The sequence below is a fragment of the Megasphaera sp. An286 genome (assembly GCF_002163455.1).
Classification (GTDB): Bacteria; Bacillota; Negativicutes; order Veillonellales; family Megasphaeraceae; genus Megasphaera; species Megasphaera stantonii.
In genome coordinates this window covers 26554-51976 of sequence record NZ_NFIY01000020.1, presented here as the reverse complement: position 1 = coordinate 51976, position 25423 = coordinate 26554, and the positions used below count along the sequence as shown (strand labels likewise).

Below are 25423 nucleotides of genomic sequence, written 5' to 3'. Positions count from 1 at the left end.
GAAGGCGGCCGTACGGTAGGCGCAGGCGTCGTATCTGAAATCGAAGCGTAATTCGCCGTAAGATTACGGGCAGATTAAGACATAGAAAGAGCTGCAAGCATTGGCTTGCGGCTCTTTTTTTAAATATCTCACAAAAATTTATGCAATATACTTGCATATTATTTCAAATAGGTGTATACTAACACCCGTAGACAAGAATACCAGTTACAGCATGTATGTTGCATAGAGGAGGAAGTTATCATGAGTGAAATCAAAAAAATTGTCTTAGCCTATTCCGGCGGTTTGGATACGTCCGTTATTATTCCCTGGCTGAAAGAAAATTATGCCGGCGCGGAAGTCATCGCGGCCTGCGCTGACGTAGGTCAGCCCGACGACTTTGAAGCCATCGAAAAGAAAGCCTACGCTTCCGGCGCTTCCAAAGTATACATCATGGATATTAAAAAGGAATTCCTGGAAGAATATGTTTGGCCGACGGTAAAAGCCGGTGCCGTATATGAAGGCAAATATCTGTTAGGCACGTCCTTCGCCCGGCCCCTCATTTCCAAGAAGCTCGTCGAAATCGCTAAGCAGGAAGGCGCCGACGCCATCGCTCACGGTGCGACCGGCAAGGGCAACGACCAGGTTCGGTTCGAATTGACCGTAAAGGCCTTGGCTCCGGAAATCAAGCTCATCGCTCCTTGGAGAATGTGGGATATGAAATCCCGTGAAGACGAATTGGTTTACGCTGAAAAACACGGCGTGCCCATCGATTATAAATCGGAAGAAAATCCCTATCCGTACAGCATGGACTGGAATATCTGGCATCTGAGCCACGAAGGCGACGATTTGGAAAATCCGGCCAACGCTCCGAAGGATATGGTATATATGGTCACGACGCCGCCGGAAAAAGCTCCCGACGTTCCCGAATACGTTACGATTGATTTCGAACAGGGCGTTCCCGTCGCCGTCAACGGCCAGAAGATGGGCGCCGTCGAACTCTTGACGGAACTCAACGCAATCGGCGCGAAAAATGGCGTCGGCATCGTCGATATCGTAGAAAACAGACTGGTCGGCATGAAGAGCCGCGGTATTTATGAAAACCCCGGCGGAGCGATTATCATGTACGCGCACAGAGAATTGGAATACCTGTGCTTAGACCGGGATACGTATCACTATAAAGAAAAGGTCGCCAACGAATACGCCGAACTCGTATACGACGGCAAATGGTTCTCGCCGCTGCGGGAAGCGCTGGACGCTTTCGTCAACGAAACGCAGAAAACCGTTACAGGCACGGTTAAATTGAAACTTTATAAGGGCAACATCATGAGCGCCGGCTCTACGTCGCCGTATTCCCTGTACAGCGAAGAATACGTCACCTTCGGCGAAGACGACGTATACGATCAGACCGACGCGGAAGGCTTCATCAACCTCTTCGGCCTGCCGCTCAAGATGCGGGCCCTCATGAAGCAGCACGCAGAAAAAGCAGGAAAATAAGGAGAGACTAGTACTATGAAATTATGGGGCGGCCGGTTTACGAAGGCCACGGATAAAAGCGTAGAAGAGTTTAACGCCTCCATCCAGTTTGACTGCCGCATGTATGCGGAAGATATTTGCGGCAGCATTGCCCACGCGACGATGCTGGAACGGCAGGGCATTATTTCTTCGGCAGATAAGGATGCGATCGTAGCCGGGCTGAAAGCCATCTACGAGCAGATTGAACAGGGTGAATTTGAATTTTCCGTCGAGCTGGAAGATATTCATATGAATATCGAAAAGCGCCTGACCGACGCCATCGGCGAAGCGGGAAAACGGCTTCATACGGGCCGGAGCCGCAACGACCAGGTGGCGCTGGATACGCATATGTACGCGCGCCGGGAAATCGCCGCGATTGCGAAGTTGATGATCCAGCTGCAGGAATCCATCGTCAAAGCGGCGGAGAAGTACGGCGACGTCATCATGCCGGGCTATACCCATCTGCAGCGGGCCCAGCCCATCTTGTTCAGTCATCACCTGATGGCCTATTTCTCCATGCTGTCCCGTGATTTCGCTCATTTGAAATACGCCTGGGATATGGCCGATATGATGCCTCTCGGCGCAGGCGCGCTGGCCGGCACGACCTATCCCTTGGATCAGCCCTTCGTGGCCCGGACGCTCCATTTTGGCAAGATTTACGACAACAGCCTCGACGCCGTCAGCGACCGGGACTATATCATCGCCTTTCTGGAATTTGCGGCCCAGCTCATGATGCACTTGAGCCGGTTGTCGGAAGAATTCATCCTTTGGTCGTCGTCGGAATTCAAGTTCATTGAATTGGACGATTCCCACTGCACAGGCTCCTCCATTATGCCGCAGAAGAAGAACCCCGATATCTGCGAGCTCGTCCGCGGCAAGACGGGCCGGTTCTACGGCCATCTCATGGGCGTGCTGACGATGATGAAGGGCATTCCCATGGCCTACGACAAAGACATGCAGGAAGATAAGGAAGGTCTGTTTGACGCCGTCGACAACTTGAAATTTGCCCTTACGATTTACGCCGCCATGATCGACAAGATGACGGTTAACGGGCAGCATATGCGCGACGTATTGGAAAGCGATTTTTCCAATGCGACGGACATGGCCGACTATTTGGCCAAAAAGGGACTGCCCTTCCGCGAAGCCCATGCCGTCGTCGGCAAGGCCGTCCACTACTGCATCGAGCAGGGAAAGGTGCTGCAGCAGCTCACGCTGGACGAACTGCAGTCCATAAGCCCCCTCTTTGCCGAAGATATTCACCACTTCCTGGACATCGAAACGTGCGTAAACCAGCGCAACACGTATAACGGCACGTCGCCGGCCTCGGTAAAGCGCCAGTGCGAAGCCGGCCGCGGAGCCATCGCCGCCGAGGGAGAAACAGCCGCGCTGTGGAACGATACGGTAGCCTCGGTGTACGAGTTGTTAAAATAGTAAAACAGGATATGACAAAAGGCCATCGCTTGGTGCGGTGGCCTTTTTGCTGTGCGGCGAATGTCAGTTGTCTTTTTGTTCCGCTTTTTGTACGTATACGACGCGCTGCGGGTAGGGGATTTCGATGCCGTTAGCGTCGAAGGCGTCTTTTACGGCCGACATGATGTCGTACGTTGTGGGGATGACGTCCTGGCGCCGCACCTTGGGATAGGCGGCGATGCGGACGGAGTTGTCGGCGAATTCTTTAATGCCGATTTCCATCGTATCGTTGTTGAGGATGCGCGGGTCTTTGGCGAATATATCCTTCAGGACGGCGATGGCCTTGTGATGGTCGTTATTGTAGCTGATATCGAAGAGGAAGGGAATAAACCGTTCGTCCAGGTAGGAGCTGTTCGTGACCTGGGAAGAGGTAATGAGCGAGTTGGGGATGAATACGGTTTTGTTGTCTTTGGTGATGATGGCCGTGTTCAATACCTGAATGGCCTTGATGCTGCCTTCGACGCCGCCGATATTGACCCAGTCCCCGGCCTTAAAGGGCTTAAAAATGAGGATGAGCAGGCCTGAGGCGAAGTTTGACAGGTTGTTCTGCAGGGCCAGGCCTACGGCTAAGCCGAAGGCGCCGAAGACGGCGATAAAGGACGTCGTCGGCACGCCGAGCTTGTTGACGGCGGACAGGACGACGAGGGCCATGACGGCGTAATAAATGATCTGGCTAACGAAGGTGATGACGGTGTGGTCGTAGTTGGCGTGGGTCATCATGCGCACGGCGATGTTTTTCAGCAGCTTGGCGATATACCGGCCAATGATGAAGATGACGATAGCAAATAGAATGTCCGGCCCGCGGTCAATCAGCAGATTTGTAATGCGGTCCAGCATGGTCACGCCCTGGGCGACCTGTTCCTTTACGTCTTGGGCGACGGCAGCCGTCGCGGTAGCAGTAGATGTATTCATAGTCTGATCCTTTCTTAAAACAAAAGTCCTTTGACGGCGCCGCAGTACGCCGTTACGGTTCATTATACAGGATTCGCCTGATTTTTGTAATCCCGTGGGGGTATATATCATACGAAAATAGGCAAGTACGAGTGAGATGCCTGTCTATGTCAAGATATCATTTGCGTATGACCGCTAGTATCTGGTATACTGTATATGTGTAAAACTAATATTATATCTAATAATGGCGATAATGTAAATGTCTTTTTTGATTTTTTTGGAGGTATAGCCATGGACGGAGCGGAACGGTTTGTAGGATGCATGTTGGGCGGCGCGGCAGGTGATGCGTTAGGGTATCTCATCGAATATGTCGATTTGAAGACGATTCATAAGAAATACGGCCCTTATGGGCTGCGGACCGTATTGAAATTGGAAGCGAACGGCAAGCGGGGCATCATTTCCGACGATACGCAGCTGGCCTTGTTTACGGCCGATGGACTGCTCTGGGCTAAGCACGACGGCCTTGCGCCGGAGGAAGGGCTGTACCGGTCTTACATGCGCTGGTATTATACCCAGACCGAGCGGATTATCCGGCCCGAGCATGCGCGGTGGATGAAAAAGCAGGCCCATGAAGAATCGTTGGGATACGACCTCATGGGCGAACCGCTGCTGTTTGCCCGCCGGGCCCCCGGCAAGGCCTGCTTGATTGCCCTGGCGTCGGGGCTGCGCTTTACGAAGGAGAAAAAGGCCAATGCCTGCAAGAGCAGCGCCGCCCTGCGGACCGGGCCCGTCGGATTGTTTTATGCCGGCGATGCCGACGCGGCCTTTGCCGTGGGCTGCCGGGCGGCGTTGCTGACGCACGGCGGCGCGACGGCTTATTTAGCGGCGGGAACGTTCAGCGCCATCATTTCGCTGCTGGCCGCCGGAAAGACGCTGGGGCAGGCCGTTGTTGGCGCTTTCGAGCGTCTGCAGCAGGAAGAAGGCGGCGTCGAACTATGGAAGACCTTGCAGGCAGCCGTCGACGAAGCTATGAGCGACAGAAACCCCGTGCGGTCCATGAAGAAGCTCGGCCTGGGCTGGAATGCCGACGAAGCGCTGGCCTTGTCCTTATACTGCGTCATGAAGACGACCTCTCTGAAGGACGCCGTCATCATGGCCTGCAATCAGGACGGCGACAGCGATACGTGCGGCGCCGTCAGCGGCAGCATCGCCGGTGCGTTGTACGGCGCGAAAGACGTGCCTAAGAACTGGCTGACCCACATGGAATGCCTGGATCTCCTGCAGGGGCTGGCGAAGGGATTATACGAACAGGGCGTCGGCTCTGCGGCGGCAGAAGCTAAGGAAACGGACGAGTAAACGTACATATTGACATCCTTCCCAATGTACGTATAATGAAACGTAAGACTGCGCCGACGCAACAATCATTGCGTTGGCGGGAACTGCACGCTGTTGGCAGGAAGGAGCGGAACGTATGATAGAATCAATTGACCGGGCGCTGGCAATCCTTCAACTCTTTTTACAGGAAGAAGCGCCTCTGAGCCTTACGCAGATCAGCAAGAAGATGGGAATGCACAAGAGCACTGTGAGCCGGACCCTGGATACGCTGGAGGGGCGGGACTTCGTGCGCCGCGACGGCGAAACGGGTCTGTATTGGCTGGGCCTTCAGGTGTACTCCCTGGGCATGCTGTTCCGCGAAAAGGAATCCTTTCAAAAGGTCGCCTACCCCTATGCGAAGGCCCTGGCGCTTCAATGCAAGGAAAGCGTCCACATGACGACCTTCGTCCAGTCCGACGCGCCGTATCCGCAGCACGTCATCCTGGAAAAGATCAAATCGCCGCAGACCGTCGACATGGCTCCGCCTATCGGCGCGATCCGACCCAGTTACTGCGCGGCGTCGGGAAAATGCCTGCTGGCCTTTTCCGAATCATACTGCCGCCGGTACGCAGGATGCAAGTTGAAGAAGTTTACGGAGTATACGATTACCGACTGGGACGAGCTGCTGAAGGAGCTGGAAGCCATTCGGCGCAACGGCTACGCCATCGAGCGGGAAGAAGTCGAACTGGGCATGACCTGCATTGCCGCGCCTATTTTTTCAAATCACGAAATCATAGCCGCCATCAGCGTGTCCGGCCCGGTATCCCGCGTGACGGAAGACATGCAGGAGCAGATTATTCAGGCCGTCAAGAAGACGGCCGCTGAGATTACCCAGGCCCTGCACTAATATGTGTTATGTGAATTATTTGCTATACGATGTATGCCATAAAAGAATACGCAATATGTATTGGACGAAATGAAATTTTATGGTAGAATGGAGTGTGGATAAGGGGGCAGCCGCGCCAGTGTGTCTGTTTTGAGCCGTATGAAAATCCTTTTATTCTTACGGCGGCAAAGCGGTGTGGGAGCATATTGACGGCGACTGCTCAAGAGTTGAGGCGAAAGAGACATGAACAGCATGATACATGAAGCAGCGGAGCCGGCAGTTCGCGTCAGGAATCCGTATAAGACAAGAGAAGGCGGGGCGACGGTGACGGTATTTGTGCCGTATAACTGCCGCAATCACTGCCCGTTCTGCATTAATAAAGAAGAATATTCCGATATGACGGGGTTTTCGGCGGAAAAAATCTGCGAAAGCATTGCCCGCATGGACGCTATCACGCCGTACTGCGATTTTGTGTTTACCGGGGGCGAGCCCTTCGCAGACCTGGATTCGCTGCAGCATATGCTCGACTGCATTCCCCGTACGCACAAGGTGTATATCAATACGACGCTGCCCGTGTCGGAGTTTCAGACCGAAGACGATATCATCGCCTTTACGCAGCGCAATAAGGACAAGATTACCTGCATCAACGTGTCGCGCCACATGCAGCATTATGTCGTAGAATCGAACGACGAATTGCTGGGGCGCCTGGCCGTGCCGTTCCGAATCAACTGCGTGCTGTATAAAAACTATCCGGCCCGCGATTTAATCCCCTATTTGGAACGATTCCATGCCATTCCCGGCGCGTCAATCCAATTCCGTTTCGACTATACGGAAACGACGCCGGAAAACCTGTACGACGAAAAGAACGATAAGATCCTTCACGATTTGAAGTACATCGCCCGCTATACGGGGCTGGACGGCTGCCGTATGCGCTGTGGCTTCCATTTCGATTACAAGGGGATGGAACTGACCTATCACAAGACCCTTCCGTACAGCACTATTGTGGAACGGGATGAAAGGGACGGCGTGACCTACGATATCCTGTACGATATCCTGATCAAGCAGAATGGCGACATCCACTCCGATTGGGACGGAACGATGATGGACGTAGACGCATACCGCCGTGTCGTGTTTGAACCGTACGATTTGAAGTGGCTCTATCGGGAAGAACGGCGGCGCGCGCCGTTTCTGAAATCGGCCTGCGCAGCTATATAATTGCATAACAAACTGGAAGATCCGGCAGAGGCGAATCGCTTTGCCGGACTTTTTTTGCATGGGCATTTCGGTTTTATGCGTGCAGAAAATATGATACAATAATTGAAAATGTAATTTCAGAGTGCACAGTGGAAGGGAGGAGTTGCCGTGGCGCTGACTGTTTTGTTTGGCAAGGGCCGAAGCGGAAAAACGGAATATTGCTTTTCGCAGATGAAGGCCGAAGCGGCCCAGGGCCGCCGCACGCTGCTCATCGTGCCCGATCAGGCGTCGTATAACGCGGAGCGGCGGTTTGCTGAGTCGCTGCCGGAAAAGGGCTTTATGGGGACGCAGATCGTCGGGTTTTCGCGGCTGGCCTACCGCGTATTTCAGGAAAAGGGCAAGGACTGCGCCTTCGTATCGGAATTGGCGCAGAAGCTCATCTTGCAGCGGCTGCTGCGGCGGCACGCCGACGAGTTTACGGTGCTGCAGACGGCGGCGCGGCAGGATAATTTCGTAGAAACGGCCGGCCGGTTTATCGGCGAGTGCCGTTCCTTCTGCATTGGCCCTGACATGCTGCGCCATGCCGCGTCCCTGCTGGGCAGCCAGACCTTGAGCCGCAAGCTCATGGATATCGCGCTGCTGTATCAGGGGTATACGGCCTATTTAGAGGAACGGTTCGGCAGCGCCGACGATACGATGACCGTACTGGCAAGGGAAATTCCTTCGTATTCCTTTTTGCAGGGCGCTCACGTATGGGTTGACGGGTTCCAGTGGTTTACGCCGCGGCAGCTGGAAGTGCTGCAGGCCATCGAACAGACGGCGGCGCAGGTGACGATTACCCTGACGATGGACCCGGACCGCGTCGAGGCGCAGCGTCGGGAAACAGCCCTGTTCCACCGGCCCTATGCCGTGTACCAGGAGCTGCGCCGCATATTCCCGCACCTGGAGGTACGGCGCGTCGCCGGGACTGACGAAGGGGGCCTGGCCGTATTTTTGAATGAATTTTTCCGTCCCGTGCCGCCGGTACAGGCTGAGGCCGTAAAGGGCTTGATACTGACGGAATGCGGAAACAGGATACTGGAGCTCGACGCGGCGGCCCGCCGCATTCAGGCCTTGTGCCGCCGGGGATACCGTTACCGCGATTTTCTTATTTTAGCGCGGACCGGCGAGGCGTATTACCATATTGCCGAGGAGATATTCGCCAAATACGGCATTCCTTTTTTCAGCGATTACCGGCGTCCCATGACGTCCCATCCTGCGGCGGAGGCCATTTCCTCCCTGCTGGACGTGTTTACGTCCCGATGGGCTCACGAGCCGTTGTTTCAGCTGCTGAAGACGGACTTGTTCCCTATCAGTCGGTGCGATGCCGACGATTTGGAAAACTATTGCCTGGCTTACGGTATCCGGGGCTATCATTGGCTGGCCGGCGAAGACTGGCAGTACGGAAGAAGCCGCTATATCGAGGAAGGCCATGGCGTAGACGAAGGCGAAGAAGAAACGATACGGCATGTCAATGGCATCCGCCGCGCCGTATGGGAGGCCCTGCGGCCGTGCTGGGAAGAGGCGCAGGAAGACCATTCCCTAGCAGACTGGTGCACGCTGCTGTACCGATGGCTGTACGACCTGGGCGTTCCCCAGTCCCTGCAGCAGTGGAAACGCGATGACGAAGGAGCCGGACGGGCTGCCGAAGGAAAGGAACACGAGCAGGTCTGGAAGCGCATCGTCGCCTTCCTTCATGAAATCGTCCGCGTGTGCGGCGACGACGTCGTGCCGCTGCAGGAGTTTTCCCAGATCGTAAAGGACGGGCTGGAGCAGCTGAAATTCAGCTTGATTCCGCCGACGCTGGACCACGTTACGTTTACGTCGGTCGAACGGGGATACACCATGCAGGCCCGCGTCGTCTTCCTATGCGGCCTGAACGACGGCGTGTTCCCCCAGCGCACGAGCGAAGAAGGCATGCTGAACGACGCCGAACGGCGGAAGCTGGAGGCCCTGGGCGTCCGGCTCGGCCCGGACAGCCGGTTCCGTTCGTTCCAGGAAAAATTCCTCTTTTATCTGGCTGCCGGCCGGGCCGGAGAGCAGCTGCACTTGTCGTATATTCTGGCCGGCGACGACGGCGGGGCGATGGAGCCTTCGTCGTGGATTCGGCAGATAGAAGAAAAGGGCTACGTCGATGCCGTCGGCCATGAAACGGGGACGATTGAAGGGGGACGTGAGGCCGAGTTCATTACGTCCCTTCCGGCGGCCCTGTCGTGGCTGCCTGTCATGCTGCGGCCTGCGGCAGAGGGCAAAGAGACGGACGACGTTTGGTGGGCCTTGTACGACTGGGCCTGCAGCCACGGCTGGAAAGAGCGGGCGGCGCAGGCCGTGCAGGGATTGTTTCACCGCAATCAGCCCCTGCGGCTGCCGGCGACGCTCGTCAAGCGGCTGTACGCGCCTGACGGCGTCCTGCGGGGCTCCGTCACGAAATTTGAGCAGTACCGCAGCTGTCCTTTCGCTTATTTTGCCCGCTACGGCCTGCTGTTGGAAGAACGGCAAATGTATCACTTTTCCGCCCCCGATCTGGGCATGCTCGTCCACGGTGCGCTGCGCATCTTAGGCGAGGACCTGCTTCGCGAACACAAGCAGTGGCGCGACCTCCGAGCGGAAGACATTCCGGCCGCGTGCCGCCAGGCTACGGAACGGCTTGCTCCGTATATACAGCACGACATCCTCATGTCCAACGCCTATTTCGCGCAGATCAAGGAACGACTCATTCAAACCCTGGCCCGGACAGTGCGGCGCCTTTGCCAGTTCAGCGAGTCGTCCCAGTTTCATATGGAAGGATTAGAAAAGGCCTTCGGCCGCAAGGGCAGCCCGTGGGAGGCTCTGCGCTTTACCTTGCCCGACGGCTTGGAAGTCGTCGTCACCGGGCAGATCGACCGCGTCGATTCCATGCGGGACGGCGACGCCAAGTACGTCGTCGTCATCGACTACAAATCGGGGCGGAAGCAGCTCGATTTGAGCCAGGTATTCGTGGGCCTGGAGCTGCAGCTCCTGACGTACATGTACGTGGCGCTTCTGAACATGGGCGAAGACGCCGTGCCGGCGGCTATTTTGTACTGCTACGTCCGCAACGACAAGACGTCCCTGGACCACGTAGCCGACGAAGAGGAAAAGAAGACCTTATACGATAAAAAAAGCCGCCTCAGCGGATATTATCTCGACGACAGCCAGGTCATGACTGCCTTGGATACGTCGATGGAAGGCTATTCGGAATTTTTAAATTTGCGGTTAAAAAAGGACGGCACCCTGAGCAACGTATCCCATACGATGTACGATGAAGCGGGATGGCAGAAGCTGCTGACGCTGGCCGTTGCGCGAATTCGCGAAATCGCCGGCCGCATAGACAGCGGCGACATCGCCGTGCGGCCTATTTTATTGGGGCAGGCCAGCCCGTGCCGCTATTGCCCCTATCACGCCGTCTGCCGGTTTGACGCGCAGCTGCCCGACAACGGCTACGACGTCGTGACGATACGGAAAGAGGATCTGCTGGAAAAACTGGACGAAGGAGGGAGCGAACATGGCCTGGACACCGGAACAACAGGCGGCCATTGACAGCCGGGGGCAGACGCTGCTGCTGTCTGCCGCGGCCGGATCGGGCAAGACGGCCGTTCTCGTAGAGCGCATTATCCGCCGGCTCCTCGACAAGGACGATCCTGTCGACATTACGGAGCTGCTGGTCGTGACGTTTACGAAGGCGGCGGCGGCGGAAATGCGGGAACGTGTAGGCGCGGCCCTGGCCCAGGTATTGGCCGATACGGGCGACGCGGCCGTAGAGCGCCAGCTGGCGCTGCTGCCGTCGGCCCACATATCGACGCTTCATTCCTTCTGCCAGGACGTCATACGCAAGTATTTCTATACCATCGATATCGACCCGCGCGTGACGATTGCCGGCGAGGAAGAGCTGCGCCTGCTGCGCAAGGGCGTGCTGGAAGCCGTGTTTTTATCGTATTATGAAGACGAAGAAAAAGCGCCCTTTCTCTATCCGCTGGCAGATATGTTCGGCAATGACCGGGGGGACGACGCGCTCATGGATACGGTCAGCCGCATGTACGACTATTCGCGCAGCATGCCCTGGCCCTGGAAATGGCTGGACGATGCGGCCGAAGCCTATGACGTGCCTGACGGCGCGTCTATCGACGAAATGGCCTGGTGCGATCCCGTCAAAAAGCTGGTGCGGAGCAGCGTAGAGGAACAGCTCGGACGGTACGAAGGCCTCTTGGGCGAGATGAAGGCTCGTCCGGCCTTTGCCGGCCCGTACGCCGATTTCGCCGCCGAAGCCGATTCACTGCGGCGCGTGCTGGAGCGCACCGCCTGGGACGATATGCGGAAAGCCGTCATGGCCGTAGAATTTCCCCGCTTAAAGGGGCTGCGCAAGCTGTCTGACGAAGATAAGGTTTTCTGGGAACAGTGCAAGGCCGTGCGCAGCGACGTGAAAAAGGAAATTGCCGAAGGCCTTCAGACGCCTTATTTTTCCGTTGCATCCGACGTCTGGCTGGACGGCGTGAGAGCGATGGCGCCGGTCATGAAAGGGCTGGTGCGGCTGACGACTGATTTCGCCGAGGCCTACGGGTCGGCAAAAAAGGAAAAGGGCTGGATCGATTTCAGCGATTTGGAACATTTCTGCCTTCAGATTCTCCTGTCGCCGCAGTCGGAGCCGGATCATCCCGTGCCTTCGGCGGCAGCGGAAGAACTGCGCCAGACCTATAAGGAAGTGCTCATCGACGAATATCAGGATACGAACGGCGTGCAGGAACTGATTACGGCCTTGATTTCCCGCGGCGACAACCGCTTCATGGTCGGCGATATCAAGCAGAGCATCTATCGCTTCCGCCTGGCGGACCCAACGCTGTTTCTGGAAAAATACAGGTCTTTCAGCCGCGATGCCGACGCCGTGCAGCGCTGTATCGACTTGGGAAGGAACTTCCGCAGCGCTCCGAATATCCTCGACGCCGTCAACGAAGTGTTCGCCAGGACGATGACCGAAGAAGCCGCCGGCATGGGCTATGGCGAACGGGAACGGCTCTATGCCGGACGAACCGCCCCGGAAGACGAACGCTGGGTCGGCGGCCCTGTCGAGGTGCATATCGTCGATACGGCGCGGGACGACTCGCCGGCAGATGAAGAGACGCCGGAACGGGACATGACGGCCTTTGAGCAGGAATGCCAGGTCATCGCCGAATCGATTTGCCGGCTGAAGGAACAGGGAAAGATGGCCGCCCGCAAGGACGGCACGCTGGAGCCTCTGGCCTATCGTCATATCGTCGTGCTCCTGCGATCCATGGCCGGGAAGGCGGACGTGCTGCTCCGCGTCCTCCAGGCTTATGGCATTCCGGCCTATGCGGAACAGAACGGCGGCTATTTTGCGGCCATAGAGGTACAGACCGTCTTGTCGCTTCTGCGCTGCATCGACAATCCCGAACAGGATTTGCCCATGGCGGCGGTCCTGCGCTCTCCCATCGCGGCGATGGACGAGCCGTCGCTGGCTGAGCTGCGCCTGGCCGGCGAGCAGTCCCTGTGGCGGAACCTGCCGGCATACGCCGCATCCTTGGAAGAGGGAGAGGAAAAGGAACGATTGCTGGGCTTCTGCGCCAAGCTGCAGGCCTGGCGGACGTACAGCCGCCGGCACGGCGTGGCGGAAACGCTGCAGGAATTGTATCGTGATACAGGCTACTACGACTACGTCGGCGGCATGCCCGGCGGCGCCGTCCGGCAGGCCAATCTGCAGGCCCTGTACGACAGGGCGCGGCAGTATGAAGCTTCGGGCTTCCGCGGGATATTCCGCTACCTGCGCCTCATCGACAAGATGAAGGAAGACGGGCTGGATCTGGCTCCGGCCAAGGTGCTGAGCGAGCGGGAAGACGTCGTGCGCGTCATGAGCATCCACAAGAGCAAGGGACTGGAATTTCCCGTCGTCATTGCCGCCGATATGGGCAAGGCCTTCAACCGCCAGGACATGCATTCCCTCATCTTGTTTCACAATACCCTGGGAATCGGCCTGAAGCAGTACGACGTCCAGTGGCGCATGGCCTATCCGACGCTTTTATGGAACGGCATCTGCGCGCAGATCGGCTGGGAAAGCACGGCTGAGGAAGAACGGGTTCTCTACGTAGCCATGACGAGGGCCAGGGATAAATTAATCCTTACGGGCCATACGTCTCACTTGGAGCGGGACTGGCAGCGCTGGCGCGGCCAGGTCAATCCGGCCCGGGCCCGTTCGTATTTCGACTGGGTGCTCCCCGGCGTCGCGTCGCGGCCGGAAAGCGAGGCCTGGCTCCTGGGCGGCGCTCCGTCGTGGCAGAGCGGTCTGTGGCAGGTAACGATTCATAGCCGTGTCGGCGCGGCTGCGGCCGATGCAGGGGAGCAGGCGGAAGAACCGCGCCTGGCCCGGCTGAAGGAGGGGCTGCCGACGGGAACGGCGGCGCCCCTGTGGATGGAACAAGCCCTGACGTGGACTTACGGCTACCCGGCGGCGACGGAGACGGCGGCTAAATTTTCCGTATCAGAAATCAAGCGGCAGTACAATCTCCGTTACGCCGAAGCGGTGGAGGAAGAACAGCCGCCGGCTTCCCCACTGGCCGGCATCGCCGAGGACGAAGATGCCTTCGGCCCGACGCCGCCCTGGCTTGTGGAACAAGACGGCAGCGCCGGCGGCGCATGGCGAGGAACGGTTATGCATAAGGTCATGCAGTATATTCAGCTGACGCCGGATATGACCGACGGGGATATACGGCGGCAGATGGCGTCGTGGCAGGCTGACGGGCTGTTTTCCGAAGAAGAGCTGCGGCTCGTCTTCGTGCCGTCTGTGCAGCGCTTCTGCAGTTCCCCTCTGGGGCGGCGCATGGCCTTGTCTTCCGACGTGCGGTGCGAATATCCTTTCAGCGTGCTCCTGCCCGGCGGCGGGTATTTGCCGGCCCTGGAAGAGGGGGAACGAATCCTCGTGCAGGGGGTCGTCGACTGCCTGTTTTGGCAGGACGGCCAATGGGTCCTCGTCGACTATAAGACGGACCGCCTGCCCGATGAAGAGGCCTTTCGGCGGCGCTACGCCGTGCAGCTGGCATTGTACCGCCAGGCTGCCTTGCAGGTCCTCGGCGCTCCCGTCGGCAGCGCGTACATATACAGCTTTTATTTAGATAGAGAAATTGCCTTTCCATTTTAAATTTTATCCATATAGGTAAGAGTACAAGGAGGTATAGTATGGGAGTTTTTGATGTAGTCGGCCCGGTCATGATCGGTCCGTCCAGTTCTCACACCGCCGGCGCGGCCCGTATCGGCCTCATGGCCCGGGAAATCCTGAAAGATGAGCCTGTAGAAGCTGTGATTACCTTATACGGCTCTTTTGCCAAGACATATAAGGGCCACGGCACGGATAAGGCTCTGGTCGCCGGATTACTAGGCTTTTCAGCCGACGACGTCCGCCTGCGCACGTCCTTTGACCTGGCAGCCCAGCAGGGGATGAACGTCGTATTTCAGCGCTCGGAAGCGGAGGTAGACCATCCCAACACGGTGCGCATCGCCATGACGGGCAAGACGGGAAAGAAGATGGAAGTGCTGGGCGTGTCCCTCGGCGGCGGCAAAATGGAAATCCGCGAGATCAACGGCGCCGGCGTCCTGCTCAGCGGCGAAGAGCATACGCTGATTACGGTGCATCGCGATAAGCCCGGCGTCATCGCCCAGGCCACGACGATTTTGGCTATCGGTCACATCAACGTATCGAACATGCGCGTATTCCGCAGCGCTAAAAATGCGTCGGCCGTTATGATTGTCTGCACGGACAGCCCGGTTCCGCAGGAAATGGTCAGCATGATTCAGAATATTTCCGGAATTGAAAGCGTCGTCACGCTGCTGCCGTTATAGGAGGATAGGATATGTACCAGTACGAATATAAAACCCTTCACGAACTGATGGATGCGGCGACAACACACAACCTGTCTTTGTCGGAAGTCGTCGTGCGCCACGAAATGGAAACGTCGGAACAGACGGAAGAAGCCGTACGCAGCCGCATGGAAGGCCGGCTGGCCGTATTTAAGGAATCTATCGACGCCGGCTTGAGCGATACGGAAAAATCCGTAAGCGGCCTCGTCGGCGGCGATGCCGACAAGCTCCTGAAAGCGGCGCCGAAGCTGCTGGGGCCGCTGGCGAAGAAAGCAGCCGTCTACGCCCTGGCGGTCAGCGAAGCCAACGCCAAGATGTTTAAAATCGTCGCCTGCCCGACGGCAGGGTCCTGCGGCATCGTGCCGGCCGTCATGACAGCCGTAGCCGAAGAGCTGGACGTCGATACGGAAACGAGCGTCAACGCCCTGTTTACGGCTGCCGGCGTCGGCGCCGTCGTATCGCGCAACGCCTCCGTGGCCGGCGCTGTCGGCGGCTGTCAGGCCGAATGCGGTACGGCTGCCGCTATGGCTGCCGCCGCAGCTGCTGAAATGGCCGGCGGGACGAACGATCAGATACTGCAGGCCTTCGCCCTCTGCATGAAAAATACGCTGGGGCTGGCCTGCGACCCCGTAGCCGGGCTGGTCGAAGTTCCCTGCGTCAAGCGCAACGCCTGCTACGCTATCCTGGCGATTACGGCGGCCGAAATGGCCCTGGCCGGCGTGCGCAGCGTCATTCCGCCTGACGAAGTCATCGAAGCGATGAACGAAATCGGCCGGATGATGCCCGTTGCATTGAAGGAAACGTCCGACGGCGGCCTGGCTAAGACGGCGACAGGCAAGGCCATTGCCGAACGCTTGGAACGGTCCATGGCCGAATAACGGCATAGAGATATAAAAAAAATCGTCCTCGCGGCGATAGGTTTTTTCCTTACTGGGTATTCCGGCAAGGAGAAAGCCCATCGCGCAGGGACGATTTTTTTTATTCTTGCCCGTTCAGGATGCGGCGCAGCCTGGGACGGAGGACGGGAAAGGGGATGACCGGTTCGGGAACGGCCGGATGGTCGCTGAGAAACTTTTCCATCCAGGCGACGTGGTACCAGCGGCTGAATTTGTAGCCGCAGCTGTGAAAGATCCCGACCATGGCGTATCCCATATGAGCGTGGAACTGGACGCTGTTTCGCGTTACGTATTCGTCGTCGGCGTCGGGACAGGTGATGCAGGCGTTCAAATTGACGATGTGCTGCGCCTTCGAGACGGCTTCGAGCGCTTCATACAGCTTTCGGCCGATTCCTTGGCGGCGACAGTCCCGGCGTATGTACAGCGACGTTTCGGCGGACCAGTCGTAGGCGGCGCGGCCGGAAAAGGGCCCGGTGTAGGCGTAGCCTGCAGGGCATCCCTGATGCTCGGCGACGAGATAGGGATATTTAGTCAGCGTCGCGGCGATTCTGCCCGTAAATTCTTCCAGGCTGGGAACGGCGTATTCGAAGGTAATGGCGGTATGCTGCACATAAGGCGCGTAAATCGCCAGAAGGGCTGCGCCGTCTTCAGGCGAAGCCGCGCGGATGATGATGTCGTCTTGGTTCATGAAGGCCTCCCGTGTTGTTGAAGGGGTATCTAAATATAAGACGAGCTGCCGCAGCAGCCAAAGGCGTACGTGCAGCAGCTCGTCAGAGGGGGAATGAGCGTGGGTATACTTATTTTTGAGCCATTGCGGCGCGAACGGCGCCGCCGCTTTTTTCATATACGTTTACGCGGCTCTGGGCGAAGGCCGGATGGCCTTCCAGGCGGCGGTAAATCGTACGGCACAAGCCTGCTGAAATCGGCGTATCCTTAGGCTGGTTCATAAAAGCGATAAGCAATTCAGATTCGAATTGACTCAGCTCCACACATCGTGTTTTCATAGCGTCATCCCTTTGCGTAAATAATTTTTATTAGCCTGCGGCGTATGTATTCATTGTCATTTTACTATATTTCCTGCCCTTTTACAAGGGATTTATGGGCTGGGCACAGCGTATTGTTATGCCCCTTCCTATTTTATGGAGCAGTAAAACGTGGTACAATAGGGACGTCATACGCTAAACTAAGGAAGTGGTTTTTATGATGCAGCATATACTGGCCGTGGCCGTCGGCGGCGGCATCGGAGCCGCTCTGCGGTATGCCGTCACGCTCCTTGCCAACGCGCACGGCGGCGTCGTCTTCCCGTATGGGACTGTTTTGGTCAATATCGTAGGCTCTTTTCTCATCGGCCTGCTCATGATGTATTTTCAGGCCCAGGCCGACTTGCCGCCGTCGGTGAAGCTCTTTGCCGTCACAGGCGTCCTCGGCGGCTTTACGACCTTTTCCACCTTTAATATGGAATTGCTGACCTTTATTCGGGCCGGCGAGATGGGTTTTGCCCTGCTGTACGGCGGCCTGAATGTCGTCGGCGCGTTTTTATTCTGCTGGCTGGGGCTGGCGGCGGGGACGGCGCTGTGGTAAGGGAGCCGGATTTATTTCCCGTCGCGGACGGTAAGCTCTAAAATATCGGGCCGCGCATAGTGGCCGACGCCGTCGAACTCCATGTGGCTCATCGGCACGGCGTCCATGTCGAGGTCGGCATAGATGATGGCTTCCTGATTCCATACGGGCTCGGTGACGCAGTGGCCGTAGGGATCGATAATACAGCTGCCGCCGATGCACGTTTCGTCTTTCAGCCTGGCGATTTCGTCTTTCGCCAACAGCGAGTCAGGATACATGGCCTTCGTAAAGTACTGGTCGGCGTTGATGACGTAGCAGTGGCCTTCGATGGCGATGTGCCGGATCGTGTCCTGCCATTCGGGATTGTCGTTGGTATTAGGGGCAAGATACAGGGAGACTCCCTGCTGATACAAGGCGACGCGAGCCAGGGGCATGTAATTTTCCCAGCAGATAAGGGCGCCCATGGGGCCCCACGGCGTGTCCGTGATGGGAAAATACGTGTCGGGGTCGTGCGAATCGGCCCAAATATACCGTTCCGCTCCCGTCGGCTTTATCTTGCGGTGCTTTGCGGCGAGCTTGCCGTCGGGAGAAAAGACGAGGTTTGTGCAGTACAGGGAATAGTTTGTGCTGTCCCGCTCCGTAATGCCGATGCTGACATAGGCGCCGGCTTCTTTGGCGGCCTTGCCGATGCGGTCGGTGTCGGCGCTGGGGACGACGACGGAATTATCGTAGTATATCTTCCAGTCCTTGCGGCCGTCTTCGGACCGGCTGCCGACGTTGAAGCCGAAGGTCAGCCCGTAGGGATAGCAGGGGACGAGGGATTCGGGAAAGACGATGAGTTCGGCGCCGTGCGTTCCTGCTTCGGCGATTTGGCTTACGACCTTATCGAGGGTCGCGTCCTTGTCAAACATGACCGGCGACGCCTGCACGACGGCGACGCGCAGATTTTTTTTCAGTATTTTCATAGGTGTGGCCTCCTTTGCATGAATATAATCTGATTGTATCAATAAAACGGCGGTTTGCGAAGAGGGGCCTTCGAGTTTGACGCGATTGCCTCGTTCCTATGTGGATATTATACATAGGATATAGCCGCCATTTATGCTATAATATGACTGAACTGGTGAGGAGGGATACAGTGCGCATAGATATACAACAACGACCTTCGCGATTTTTCGCCATGAACGACGCCGGCCCCATGCCGCTTCGTCACGGCGAGTACGGCGAACAGGTGCAGGACTACTTTCATAAGCTGTTTCCCCACCGCGAATGGAAGGTTTTTTCCGACACGACGGCCAGCCCGATTCCCATCAGCGTGGAAATGCTGTACCCGACCGTAGAGGAGCCCTTTTATCTCCTGCATACGATAGGGATGAGCGCCGTTCCCATGCATTACCCCGCCGGCAGGCTGGAAATGGGCCACGAGGTGTACGGCGAGCTGTGCATGATTTTGCCGGCAGACTGGCCCTTCGGCAAGGGGAAGGACGTCGCCCTGACCGACGCCGCGGCCTGGCCGATTTGGATGCTCATGGAGCTGGGGCGCTTTCCCCACGTGCATCAAATCTGGATATCCTATGGGTTTATCCTGCCCAATACGGAGACGTGCGAGCCCTTTTCGCCGATGACGGACTTGTCCGGCGTCATCATCGTCCAGTTTGAAGGCGAGCTGGGGGCCCTGACTATGGCCGACGGCACGACGGTCGAGCTGCTCATGCCGATCCTGGCCTATAAGGAAGAGCTGGATCTGTGCGATGAAATCGGCGTCGACGCCGTCATAGATGAAATTCTGGAAAGCAACAGGGGTTCCTTTGCCCTGGATGTCCGCCGCGCCAATGTGGCTGCCGGCGGCACATATGAATAAAAAGACAAGATAAAGCGAATATATATAAACAAGAAAGGAGATGCACCCAGTTTGGTTACAAGTGATACGATTGCAGTACCGCAGAGCCCGGAAGAGGCGTACCAGGTATACCGCGACGCCGCTTCCGCCGTATTTTTGGCTGGAGCCCAGGGCTTAAAATACAAGAAAGACCATTACGGCCTCATCGTCGACTTATCGAAGGCCGGGCTGCGGTATATCCGCGACGCCGGCGACGAAGTGGCCATCGGAGCCATGACGACGCTGGCCGACTTGGAGAAATCGCCGGTCGTGCAGGCCATCGCCGGCGGCGCCATATGCCGGTGTATTCGGGATATCAAGAATTCCGACGAGAAGAAAGCGACGATTGGCGGAGTCGTCGCCGTAAAAGCTCCCTTTTCCGTCGTGCTGCCCGTGCTGATGTCGCTGCGCGTCGACGTCGTCCTGGAAGGAAAGGGGCGCATGAACCTTGCCGACTACATTCCCTGCCCGCCTATGCGGGAGATGGTTTCGCAGGTCGTCATTGCGAAGGAAGAGGTATACACGGCCTTTGCAGCCTATCGCAAGCTGCCGACGGACGAACCGTACCTGACGGGAGCCGTAGCGGCCCTGGACGATGAATGGCGCGTCGTCGTGGGCGGCCGTCCCGGCGTCGCCGCCATTGCCGAAACGGCCAGCGCGGAGCTGACGGAAAAGGGGATAGCTGTACGGGAGAACGTGGCTCATCTGGCCAGCGAGGAATTGGACTTTGCCAATTACGGTACCTGCTCCGAGCAGGAACGGCGGAGCCTGACTGTCGACATGGTCCGCAAGCTGATTAAGGAAGCGTGGAAAGGCCGCAGCGCCCAGCTGCAGAAGGCCGGAAAAAGATAAAGGGCATCATCAAAAGGAGGAGATTCGTCTATGTATCAAGATAATCGGTGGCTGCGCATGCTGAAGCCGGGCATTACGGCAATCGTCGGGGCCGGCGGCAAGACGACTGTATTGGAACGGCTGGGGAAATACGGCCACAACAGCAAGCTGCCCATCATGATCAGCAGCACCGTCCCTATGGACAGCGCTTACATCGATAACGTAGAGCCCTTCGACGTCATCTGCACGTCCGACGTCGAAAAAGGAGAAGCATTCTGCGCAGCCCGCATTGCCGACGGCCGCGTGCCGGCCTGGTTTTGGGGCCTCGATGGCAACGACTGCTACACAGGCCTGCCGACGAAGGTCATCGAGCAGCTCAAGGTACGGCATCCGGCCTGGTATATCCTCATCGAAGGCGACGGAGCCAAGGGCAAATGGCTGAAAGCGCCTCTCCCCGACGACGTGCCCGTTCCGGTAAACTGCGATACGATTATCGGCGTGCTGAACCTGCAAATGCTGGGAAACTCGCTTCTTCCGGAAAAGGTAGAAGGCATTGAAACGGCGACGATGATCATGGGCCGGTCTCAGGGCGCCGTCATTACGCCGGCCATGCTGGCCAAGCTCATCAAGCATCCCCGCGGCATGTTCCGCGGCATGCCCTGCGCCCGCATTTTATTCTGCACGGGGTATAACGCCGTGCAGCACCGCATGACGGAAGCCTTGCTGGACGAAATGGAAGATTTCGGACTGGTCGCCAGCGTATTGGCCGACGGCTACAGAGAAGCCTGCACTATCCGGCAGTACGTTTCCTATGAACCTAGATAGAAAGAAAGCGTTTACGGTATATGATAGCAAAATTGAAATTAGCCTTGGGCTGCGTGCTCATCGTCATCCTGGCTTCGGCCGGCCTTACGATGCACGTCATGAGCCATTCCTTCGACCGGGTGCGGTCCGTCGTCCTGCCCTTTGAACGACAAGCCAAGGAGGTATACGTAGGAGATGCATTTTCCCTGCCGCCGGCGGACAACGACCTGCCCGTATACGACCGGTATACGACGCGGGAACGCCGGGCCAAGGGATTGCCGCAGACGTACGGCGCGAAGCGTTCTTACTTTTACGGCGACCACGTCGCCTACCTGACCTTTGATGACGGGCCGAACCGGGCGAATACGGAGAAAATACTGGATATCTTAGAGCGTGAGCATATACGGGCGACGTTCTTCCTGACCGGGCGGAACGTAAGCCGCTATCCCGACGTGGTGCGCCGCATATATCAGTCGGGCCATGGCATAGGCGTCCATTCGTACAGCCACGACTACAAAAAATTATACAGCTCTCCCCAGGCCTATATAGACGAGCTGCTGAAAACGGAAGAGATGATTTACCATATCATCGGCGTCCGGCCGGTCATTTCCCGGGCGCCGGGCGGTACAGCCGGCCACTTCACGAAGGAATACTGGCAGGCGATTCAGGATATAGGCTACGTCGACGTCGGCTGGAACGCCTTGACGGGCGATGCCGACGGCACGGGCAAAACGGCGGCGAAGGCCGTGGAAAACCTGCGGAGCCAGCTGGTAGCCAGACCGTATTTAAATACGCATCTCATCATATTAATGCACGATGCTGCCGGTCATGAAGAGACGGTCAAGGCCCTGCCGCCCATCATCGCCATGCTGAAGCAGCAGGGCTATGCGTTCCGCGTCGTTACGCCGTCGACGCCGCCAGCCTGGTAGGGTGTAAATTAAATTTTTCTTGACAAGAACCTTCGTTTAGGTATACAATGGCACCAACAAATTTTAATTATTACACAAAGGAGACCATCTAAATGAAGGTTTTGTCATCTTTGCCTATGACAATTGCATCTGCCTTTACGTACTTTAGCTGGAGCTGGAGCTTTTTTAGCGCCGGCTATTTCGGCTACGAAAAATACGATAGGGACAATGGGGACATGGGCATAGGGAAGACGGCGGAACCCGTTTTCAGCGGCGTATAGCATCATACAGATGGATTCGAGCAGGCTCATGGCAGCCTGCTTTTTTTGTGGAGAAGTGGAGGACTTATCATGCTGAATCAAATTTCATTGTTTGCCGAAAATAAGAAGGGCGCCCTGCGCTGCATCACGTCGGTCTTGGCTCAGGCCCACATCAATATTTATACGATGCTGGCCAACGACAGCGCCGAATTCGGCATCATCCGCCTCATCGTGACGGACCCGGACAATGCCCTGAAGGCCCTGCAGGACGCAGGCTACCAGTGCCGCCTGGACAAGGTGCTGGCCATCGACATGTCCGACGCGCCGGGCACGCTGGACGGCATTTTGTCGAACTTGCAGGAAGCGAACGTATCGATCGACTACTTATACATTTCGTATAACCGCCAGACGTCGACGCCTGTAGCCGTATTCAAGACCAGCGAGCCCGAAACGGAAACGTTTCTGCGCGGCAAGGGATATATCCTTCTCGATTCCATTTAACAGGCCAGCAAAAAATCCCCGCAGCTCCTCTGATACGAGGAATTGCGGGGATTTCTCTGTCTGACGTTATACGAGGTCGGCCAGCTCGAGGATGAGCCGTTCCGTCTTTTCCCAGCCCAGGCAGGGGTCGGTGATGGATTTTCCGTATGTCCCTTCGCTGATTTTCTGGCTGCCGTCTTCGATGTAGCTTTCGATCATGAGGCCCTTGACGAGGGTGCGGATGTCGGGGCACATATGACGGCTGTGCATGACGTCTTTGGCAATGCGGATTTGTTCCAGATATTTTTTGCCGGAATTGGCGTGGTTGGTGTCGATGACGACGGCCGGGTTCGCCAGCTTCCGTTCGGCGTACGCTTCCAGCAGGTTGTGCAGGTCTTCGTAATGGTAGTTCGGCAGGCTGTTTCCGAAGTTGTCGACGTAGCCGCGCAGGATGGCATGAGCTAGGGGGTTGCCTTTTGTGCGGACTTCCCAGCCGCGGAACAGGAATTCCTGGGAGTGCTGGGCGGCGGCGATGGAGTTGAGCATGACCGAGATATCGCCGGAAGGCGGGTTTTTCATACCGACGGGAATGCCGACGCCGCTGGCGATCATGCGGTGGAGCTGGTCTTCGACGGAGCGGGCTCCGACGGCGGCGTAGGACAGGAGATCAGACAAGTAACGGTAGATTTCCGGGTAGAGGATTTCTTCCGCGCAGGTGAATCCCGTTTCGCGGACGATGCGGGCGTTCATTTCCCGGATGGCGATAATGCCGGCCAGCATGTCTTCCTTGCCTTCCGGATCGGGCTGATGGAGCATGCCCTTGTAGCCTACGCCGATGGTGCGCGGCTTGTTGGTGTATACGCGGGGAATGATGAAGATAGTGTCGGCGACTTTTTCCTGCACGGCGGCCAGGCGATGGGCGTAGTCGACGACGGCGTCTTCGTTGTCGGCTGAGCAGGGCCCGATGATGAGCAAGAAGCGGTCGTCTTCGCCGGTCAGGATGCGGCGGATCGTCTCGTCGCGCTGCGCTTTGATGCTACGGATGCGGTCGTCGATGGGGAACTGTTCCATAAGCTCCTGCGGCGACGGCAGTTTTCTGATGAATTCAATTTGCATTGCCATAATACTATTCCCTCCTGCAAGCAGTTTCGGCCGGGCAGGCCTTTTGGCGGTTAATACTCGAATTATAGCATATTATATCATAGACTTAGCTTTTGTAAATATTTTCAGGGCAAAAGGACAATTTTACGGCCTGTCCGATGAAAAACATTAGGTATCTCGTCTTGACAAGAGGCTTTTTCGGAGTATATAATGGCATTATTATACAGCATATTGCAAAAGGGAGCGGCATCGCCATGAAGAATCTATCCTTCGTGAACCATGCAATTGAATACGTCTTTACATACTTTAGCTGGGGCTATTTTTATTTTAGCGCTGGCTATTTTTGCTGCGACGAATTGAATAGGCATGACATCCGCATGAGAAGAAACTTCGGCAAATCGTATCGCTTAGCGGCAGGGGGAATATAAGATACCTGCACATACCTTTTGACACTGCATTTGAGACAGGCTCATGTGAGCCTGTTTTTTTTATGATGAAATGGGGGTCTTTTATTTATGATTATCGTATTGAAACAACATGCTCCGCAGGAATTCGTCGATATGCTGATGAGTTCCATCAAGGCCAAAGGCGTTCAAATTGACGTCAGCAAGGGGGCGCGCAAAACCATATTGGGATTAGTCGGCAATACATCGGTTATCGATAGAGAGCAAATCGCAGGATATGAATTCGTGGACAAGGTCATCCGCGTAGAAGAGCCGTATAAGCGGGCCAGCCGCACCTTCCACCCGGCCGATACGGTCATCGACGTCGGCGGCGTACAGATTGGCGGGAAGAAGCTGGCTGTCATCGCCGGCCCCTGCTCCGTAGAAACGCCGGAGCAGATCGAAGGCGTAGCCCAAGCCATCAAGGCCGCCGGCGCGACGATGCTGCGCGGCGGCGCCTTCAAGCCCCGTACGTCGCCTTACTCGTTCCAGGGCCTCCAGGACAAGGGACTGGACATGCTCTGCCAGGCCGGGAAGAAAGCGCACCTGCCCGTCGTAACGGAAATCATGTCGGCCGATAAAATCGACCTGTTCCTGGAAGACAACGTCGACATCATCCAGATCGGCGCCCGCAACATGCAGAACTTCGAGCTGCTCAAGGCCGTCGGCAAGACGCGTAAGCCCGTCCTCCTCAAGCGCGGCCTTAGCGCGACCATCGAAGAATGGCTTATGTCGGCGGAATACATCATGGCCGGCGGCAACCGCAACGTCATCCTCTGCGAACGGGGCATCCGCACCTTTGAAACGTACACCCGCAACACGCTGGACCTCAGCGCCGTGCTGGCCGTCAAGCATAAGAGCCACCTGCCTATCGTCGTAGACCCGAGCCACGCGACGGGCAAGCGGTGGATGGTTGAAGCGCTGTCCAAGGCGGCCATTGCCGCCGGAGCGGACGGCGTCATGATCGAAGTACATAATGATCCGGACAAGGCTTTGTGCGACGGGGCCCAGTCCATTACGCCGGATATGTTTGCCCGGCTCATGGATTCGCTGCGCCAGCTGGCGCCTATCGTTGGCCGGGAATTATAACGGCAGACCGAG

At 56.9% G+C, this 25423-nt stretch carries 21 protein-coding genes; 16 read left to right on the top strand and 5 right to left on the bottom strand.

The window, feature by feature from the left end; genetic code table 11:
* Positions 1-240: 240 nt before the first annotated feature.
* Both B5F80_RS09315 and argH read left to right on the top strand, forming a co-directional pair.
* Positions 241-1473, top strand: coding sequence for an argininosuccinate synthase (locus B5F80_RS09315; RefSeq protein WP_087478552.1), 1233 nt, complete (start codon positions 241-243; stop codon positions 1471-1473).
* Positions 1474-1488: 15 nt separating this feature from the next.
* Positions 1489-2922 carry an argininosuccinate lyase gene (gene argH / locus B5F80_RS09310; RefSeq protein ID WP_087478551.1) on the top strand — a complete coding sequence of 478 codons (1434 nt, stop codon included), beginning with the start codon at positions 1489-1491 and terminating at the stop codon, positions 2920-2922.
* 63 nt (positions 2923-2985) lie between these two features.
* On the opposite strand, the gene B5F80_RS09305 is transcribed toward argH, so the two are convergent.
* Positions 2986-3798, bottom strand: coding sequence for a mechanosensitive ion channel domain-containing protein (locus tag B5F80_RS09305; protein WP_233127944.1), 813 nt, complete (start codon positions 3796-3798; stop codon positions 2986-2988).
* Positions 3799-4143: 345 nt separating this feature from the next.
* Here B5F80_RS09305 and B5F80_RS09300 point away from each other — a divergent pair, with 345 nt between their 5' ends.
* From B5F80_RS09300 to sdaAA, 7 genes are all read left to right on the top strand, one after another.
* Positions 4144-5208, top strand: a complete 1065-nt coding sequence (locus B5F80_RS09300; RefSeq protein ID WP_087478549.1) for an ADP-ribosylglycohydrolase family protein — start codon at positions 4144-4146, stop codon at positions 5206-5208.
* 115 nt (positions 5209-5323) lie between these two features.
* Positions 5324-6073 carry an IclR family transcriptional regulator gene (locus B5F80_RS09295; RefSeq protein WP_087478548.1) on the top strand — a complete coding sequence of 250 codons (750 nt, stop codon included), beginning with the start codon at positions 5324-5326 and terminating at the stop codon, positions 6071-6073.
* A gap of 222 nt (positions 6074-6295) precedes the next feature.
* Positions 6296-7267: a 4Fe-4S cluster-binding domain-containing protein gene (locus B5F80_RS09290; RefSeq protein ID WP_204246383.1), complete on the top strand. Its 972-nt coding sequence runs from the start codon at positions 6296-6298 to the stop codon at positions 7265-7267.
* Between the two features lie 147 nt (positions 7268-7414).
* Positions 7415-10843: a PD-(D/E)XK nuclease family protein gene (locus B5F80_RS09285; protein ID WP_087478547.1), complete on the top strand. Its 3429-nt coding sequence runs from the start codon at positions 7415-7417 to the stop codon at positions 10841-10843.
* A complete protein-coding gene (gene addA / locus B5F80_RS09280) occupies positions 10809-14447 on the top strand; it encodes a helicase-exonuclease AddAB subunit AddA (RefSeq protein WP_087478546.1) in 3639 nt (1212 codons plus the stop codon). Before B5F80_RS09285 ends, addA begins: the two co-directional genes overlap by 35 nt.
* Before the next feature lie 38 nt (positions 14448-14485).
* The gene (sdaAB, locus tag B5F80_RS09275) at positions 14486-15145 is read left to right on the top strand and encodes an L-serine ammonia-lyase, iron-sulfur-dependent subunit beta (protein ID WP_087478545.1); all 660 of its coding nucleotides are present in this window, start codon (positions 14486-14488) and stop codon (positions 15143-15145) included.
* A gap of 11 nt (positions 15146-15156) precedes the next feature.
* Positions 15157-16041, top strand: coding sequence for an L-serine ammonia-lyase, iron-sulfur-dependent, subunit alpha (gene sdaAA, locus B5F80_RS09270; RefSeq protein WP_087478544.1), 885 nt, complete (start codon positions 15157-15159; stop codon positions 16039-16041).
* Between the two features lie 100 nt (positions 16042-16141).
* Here sdaAA and B5F80_RS09265 read toward each other — a convergent pair whose 3' ends face one another.
* Entirely contained in the window at positions 16142-16747 is a 606-nt protein-coding gene (locus B5F80_RS09265) for a GNAT family N-acetyltransferase (protein WP_198947438.1), read from the bottom strand.
* Between the two features lie 109 nt (positions 16748-16856).
* Entirely contained in the window at positions 16857-17063 is a 207-nt protein-coding gene (locus B5F80_RS09260) for a hypothetical protein (RefSeq protein WP_143747176.1), read from the bottom strand.
* 196 nt (positions 17064-17259) lie between these two features.
* On the opposite strand from B5F80_RS09260, the gene crcB reads away from it, so the two are divergent.
* Complete coding sequence (gene crcB, locus B5F80_RS09255) at positions 17260-17640, top strand: fluoride efflux transporter CrcB (protein WP_239386345.1); 381 nt, start codon at positions 17260-17262, stop codon at positions 17638-17640.
* A gap of 11 nt (positions 17641-17651) precedes the next feature.
* On the opposite strand, the gene B5F80_RS09250 is transcribed toward crcB, so the two are convergent.
* A complete protein-coding gene (locus B5F80_RS09250) occupies positions 17652-18584 on the bottom strand; it encodes a carbon-nitrogen hydrolase family protein (RefSeq protein ID WP_087478542.1) in 933 nt (310 codons plus the stop codon).
* Between the two features lie 170 nt (positions 18585-18754).
* Here B5F80_RS09250 and B5F80_RS09245 point away from each other — a divergent pair, with 170 nt between their 5' ends.
* From B5F80_RS09245 to B5F80_RS09225, 5 genes are all read left to right on the top strand, one after another.
* A complete protein-coding gene (locus tag B5F80_RS09245; RefSeq protein ID WP_232818766.1) occupies positions 18755-19477 on the top strand; it encodes a suppressor of fused domain protein in 723 nt (240 codons plus the stop codon).
* Between the two features lie 51 nt (positions 19478-19528).
* Positions 19529-20347: an FAD binding domain-containing protein gene (locus B5F80_RS09240; RefSeq protein WP_087478541.1), complete on the top strand. Its 819-nt coding sequence runs from the start codon at positions 19529-19531 to the stop codon at positions 20345-20347.
* 30 nt (positions 20348-20377) lie between these two features.
* Positions 20378-21151, top strand: coding sequence for a selenium cofactor biosynthesis protein YqeC (yqeC, locus tag B5F80_RS09235; RefSeq protein WP_087478540.1), 774 nt, complete (start codon positions 20378-20380; stop codon positions 21149-21151).
* 20 nt (positions 21152-21171) lie between these two features.
* A complete protein-coding gene (locus tag B5F80_RS09230; RefSeq protein ID WP_087478539.1) occupies positions 21172-22059 on the top strand; it encodes a polysaccharide deacetylase family protein in 888 nt (295 codons plus the stop codon).
* A gap of 329 nt (positions 22060-22388) precedes the next feature.
* Positions 22389-22799, top strand: coding sequence for an amino acid-binding protein (locus B5F80_RS09225; protein WP_087478538.1), 411 nt, complete (start codon positions 22389-22391; stop codon positions 22797-22799).
* A gap of 66 nt (positions 22800-22865) precedes the next feature.
* Here the strand turns inward: B5F80_RS09225 and B5F80_RS09220 are convergent, their stop codons facing one another.
* Positions 22866-23894, bottom strand: coding sequence for a 3-deoxy-7-phosphoheptulonate synthase (locus B5F80_RS09220; RefSeq protein WP_343224286.1), 1029 nt, complete (start codon positions 23892-23894; stop codon positions 22866-22868).
* A gap of 500 nt (positions 23895-24394) precedes the next feature.
* On the opposite strand from B5F80_RS09220, the gene aroF reads away from it, so the two are divergent.
* The gene (gene aroF / locus B5F80_RS09210) at positions 24395-25411 is read left to right on the top strand and encodes a 3-deoxy-7-phosphoheptulonate synthase (protein ID WP_087478535.1); all 1017 of its coding nucleotides are present in this window, start codon (positions 24395-24397) and stop codon (positions 25409-25411) included.
* Positions 25412-25423 lie beyond the last annotated feature (12 nt).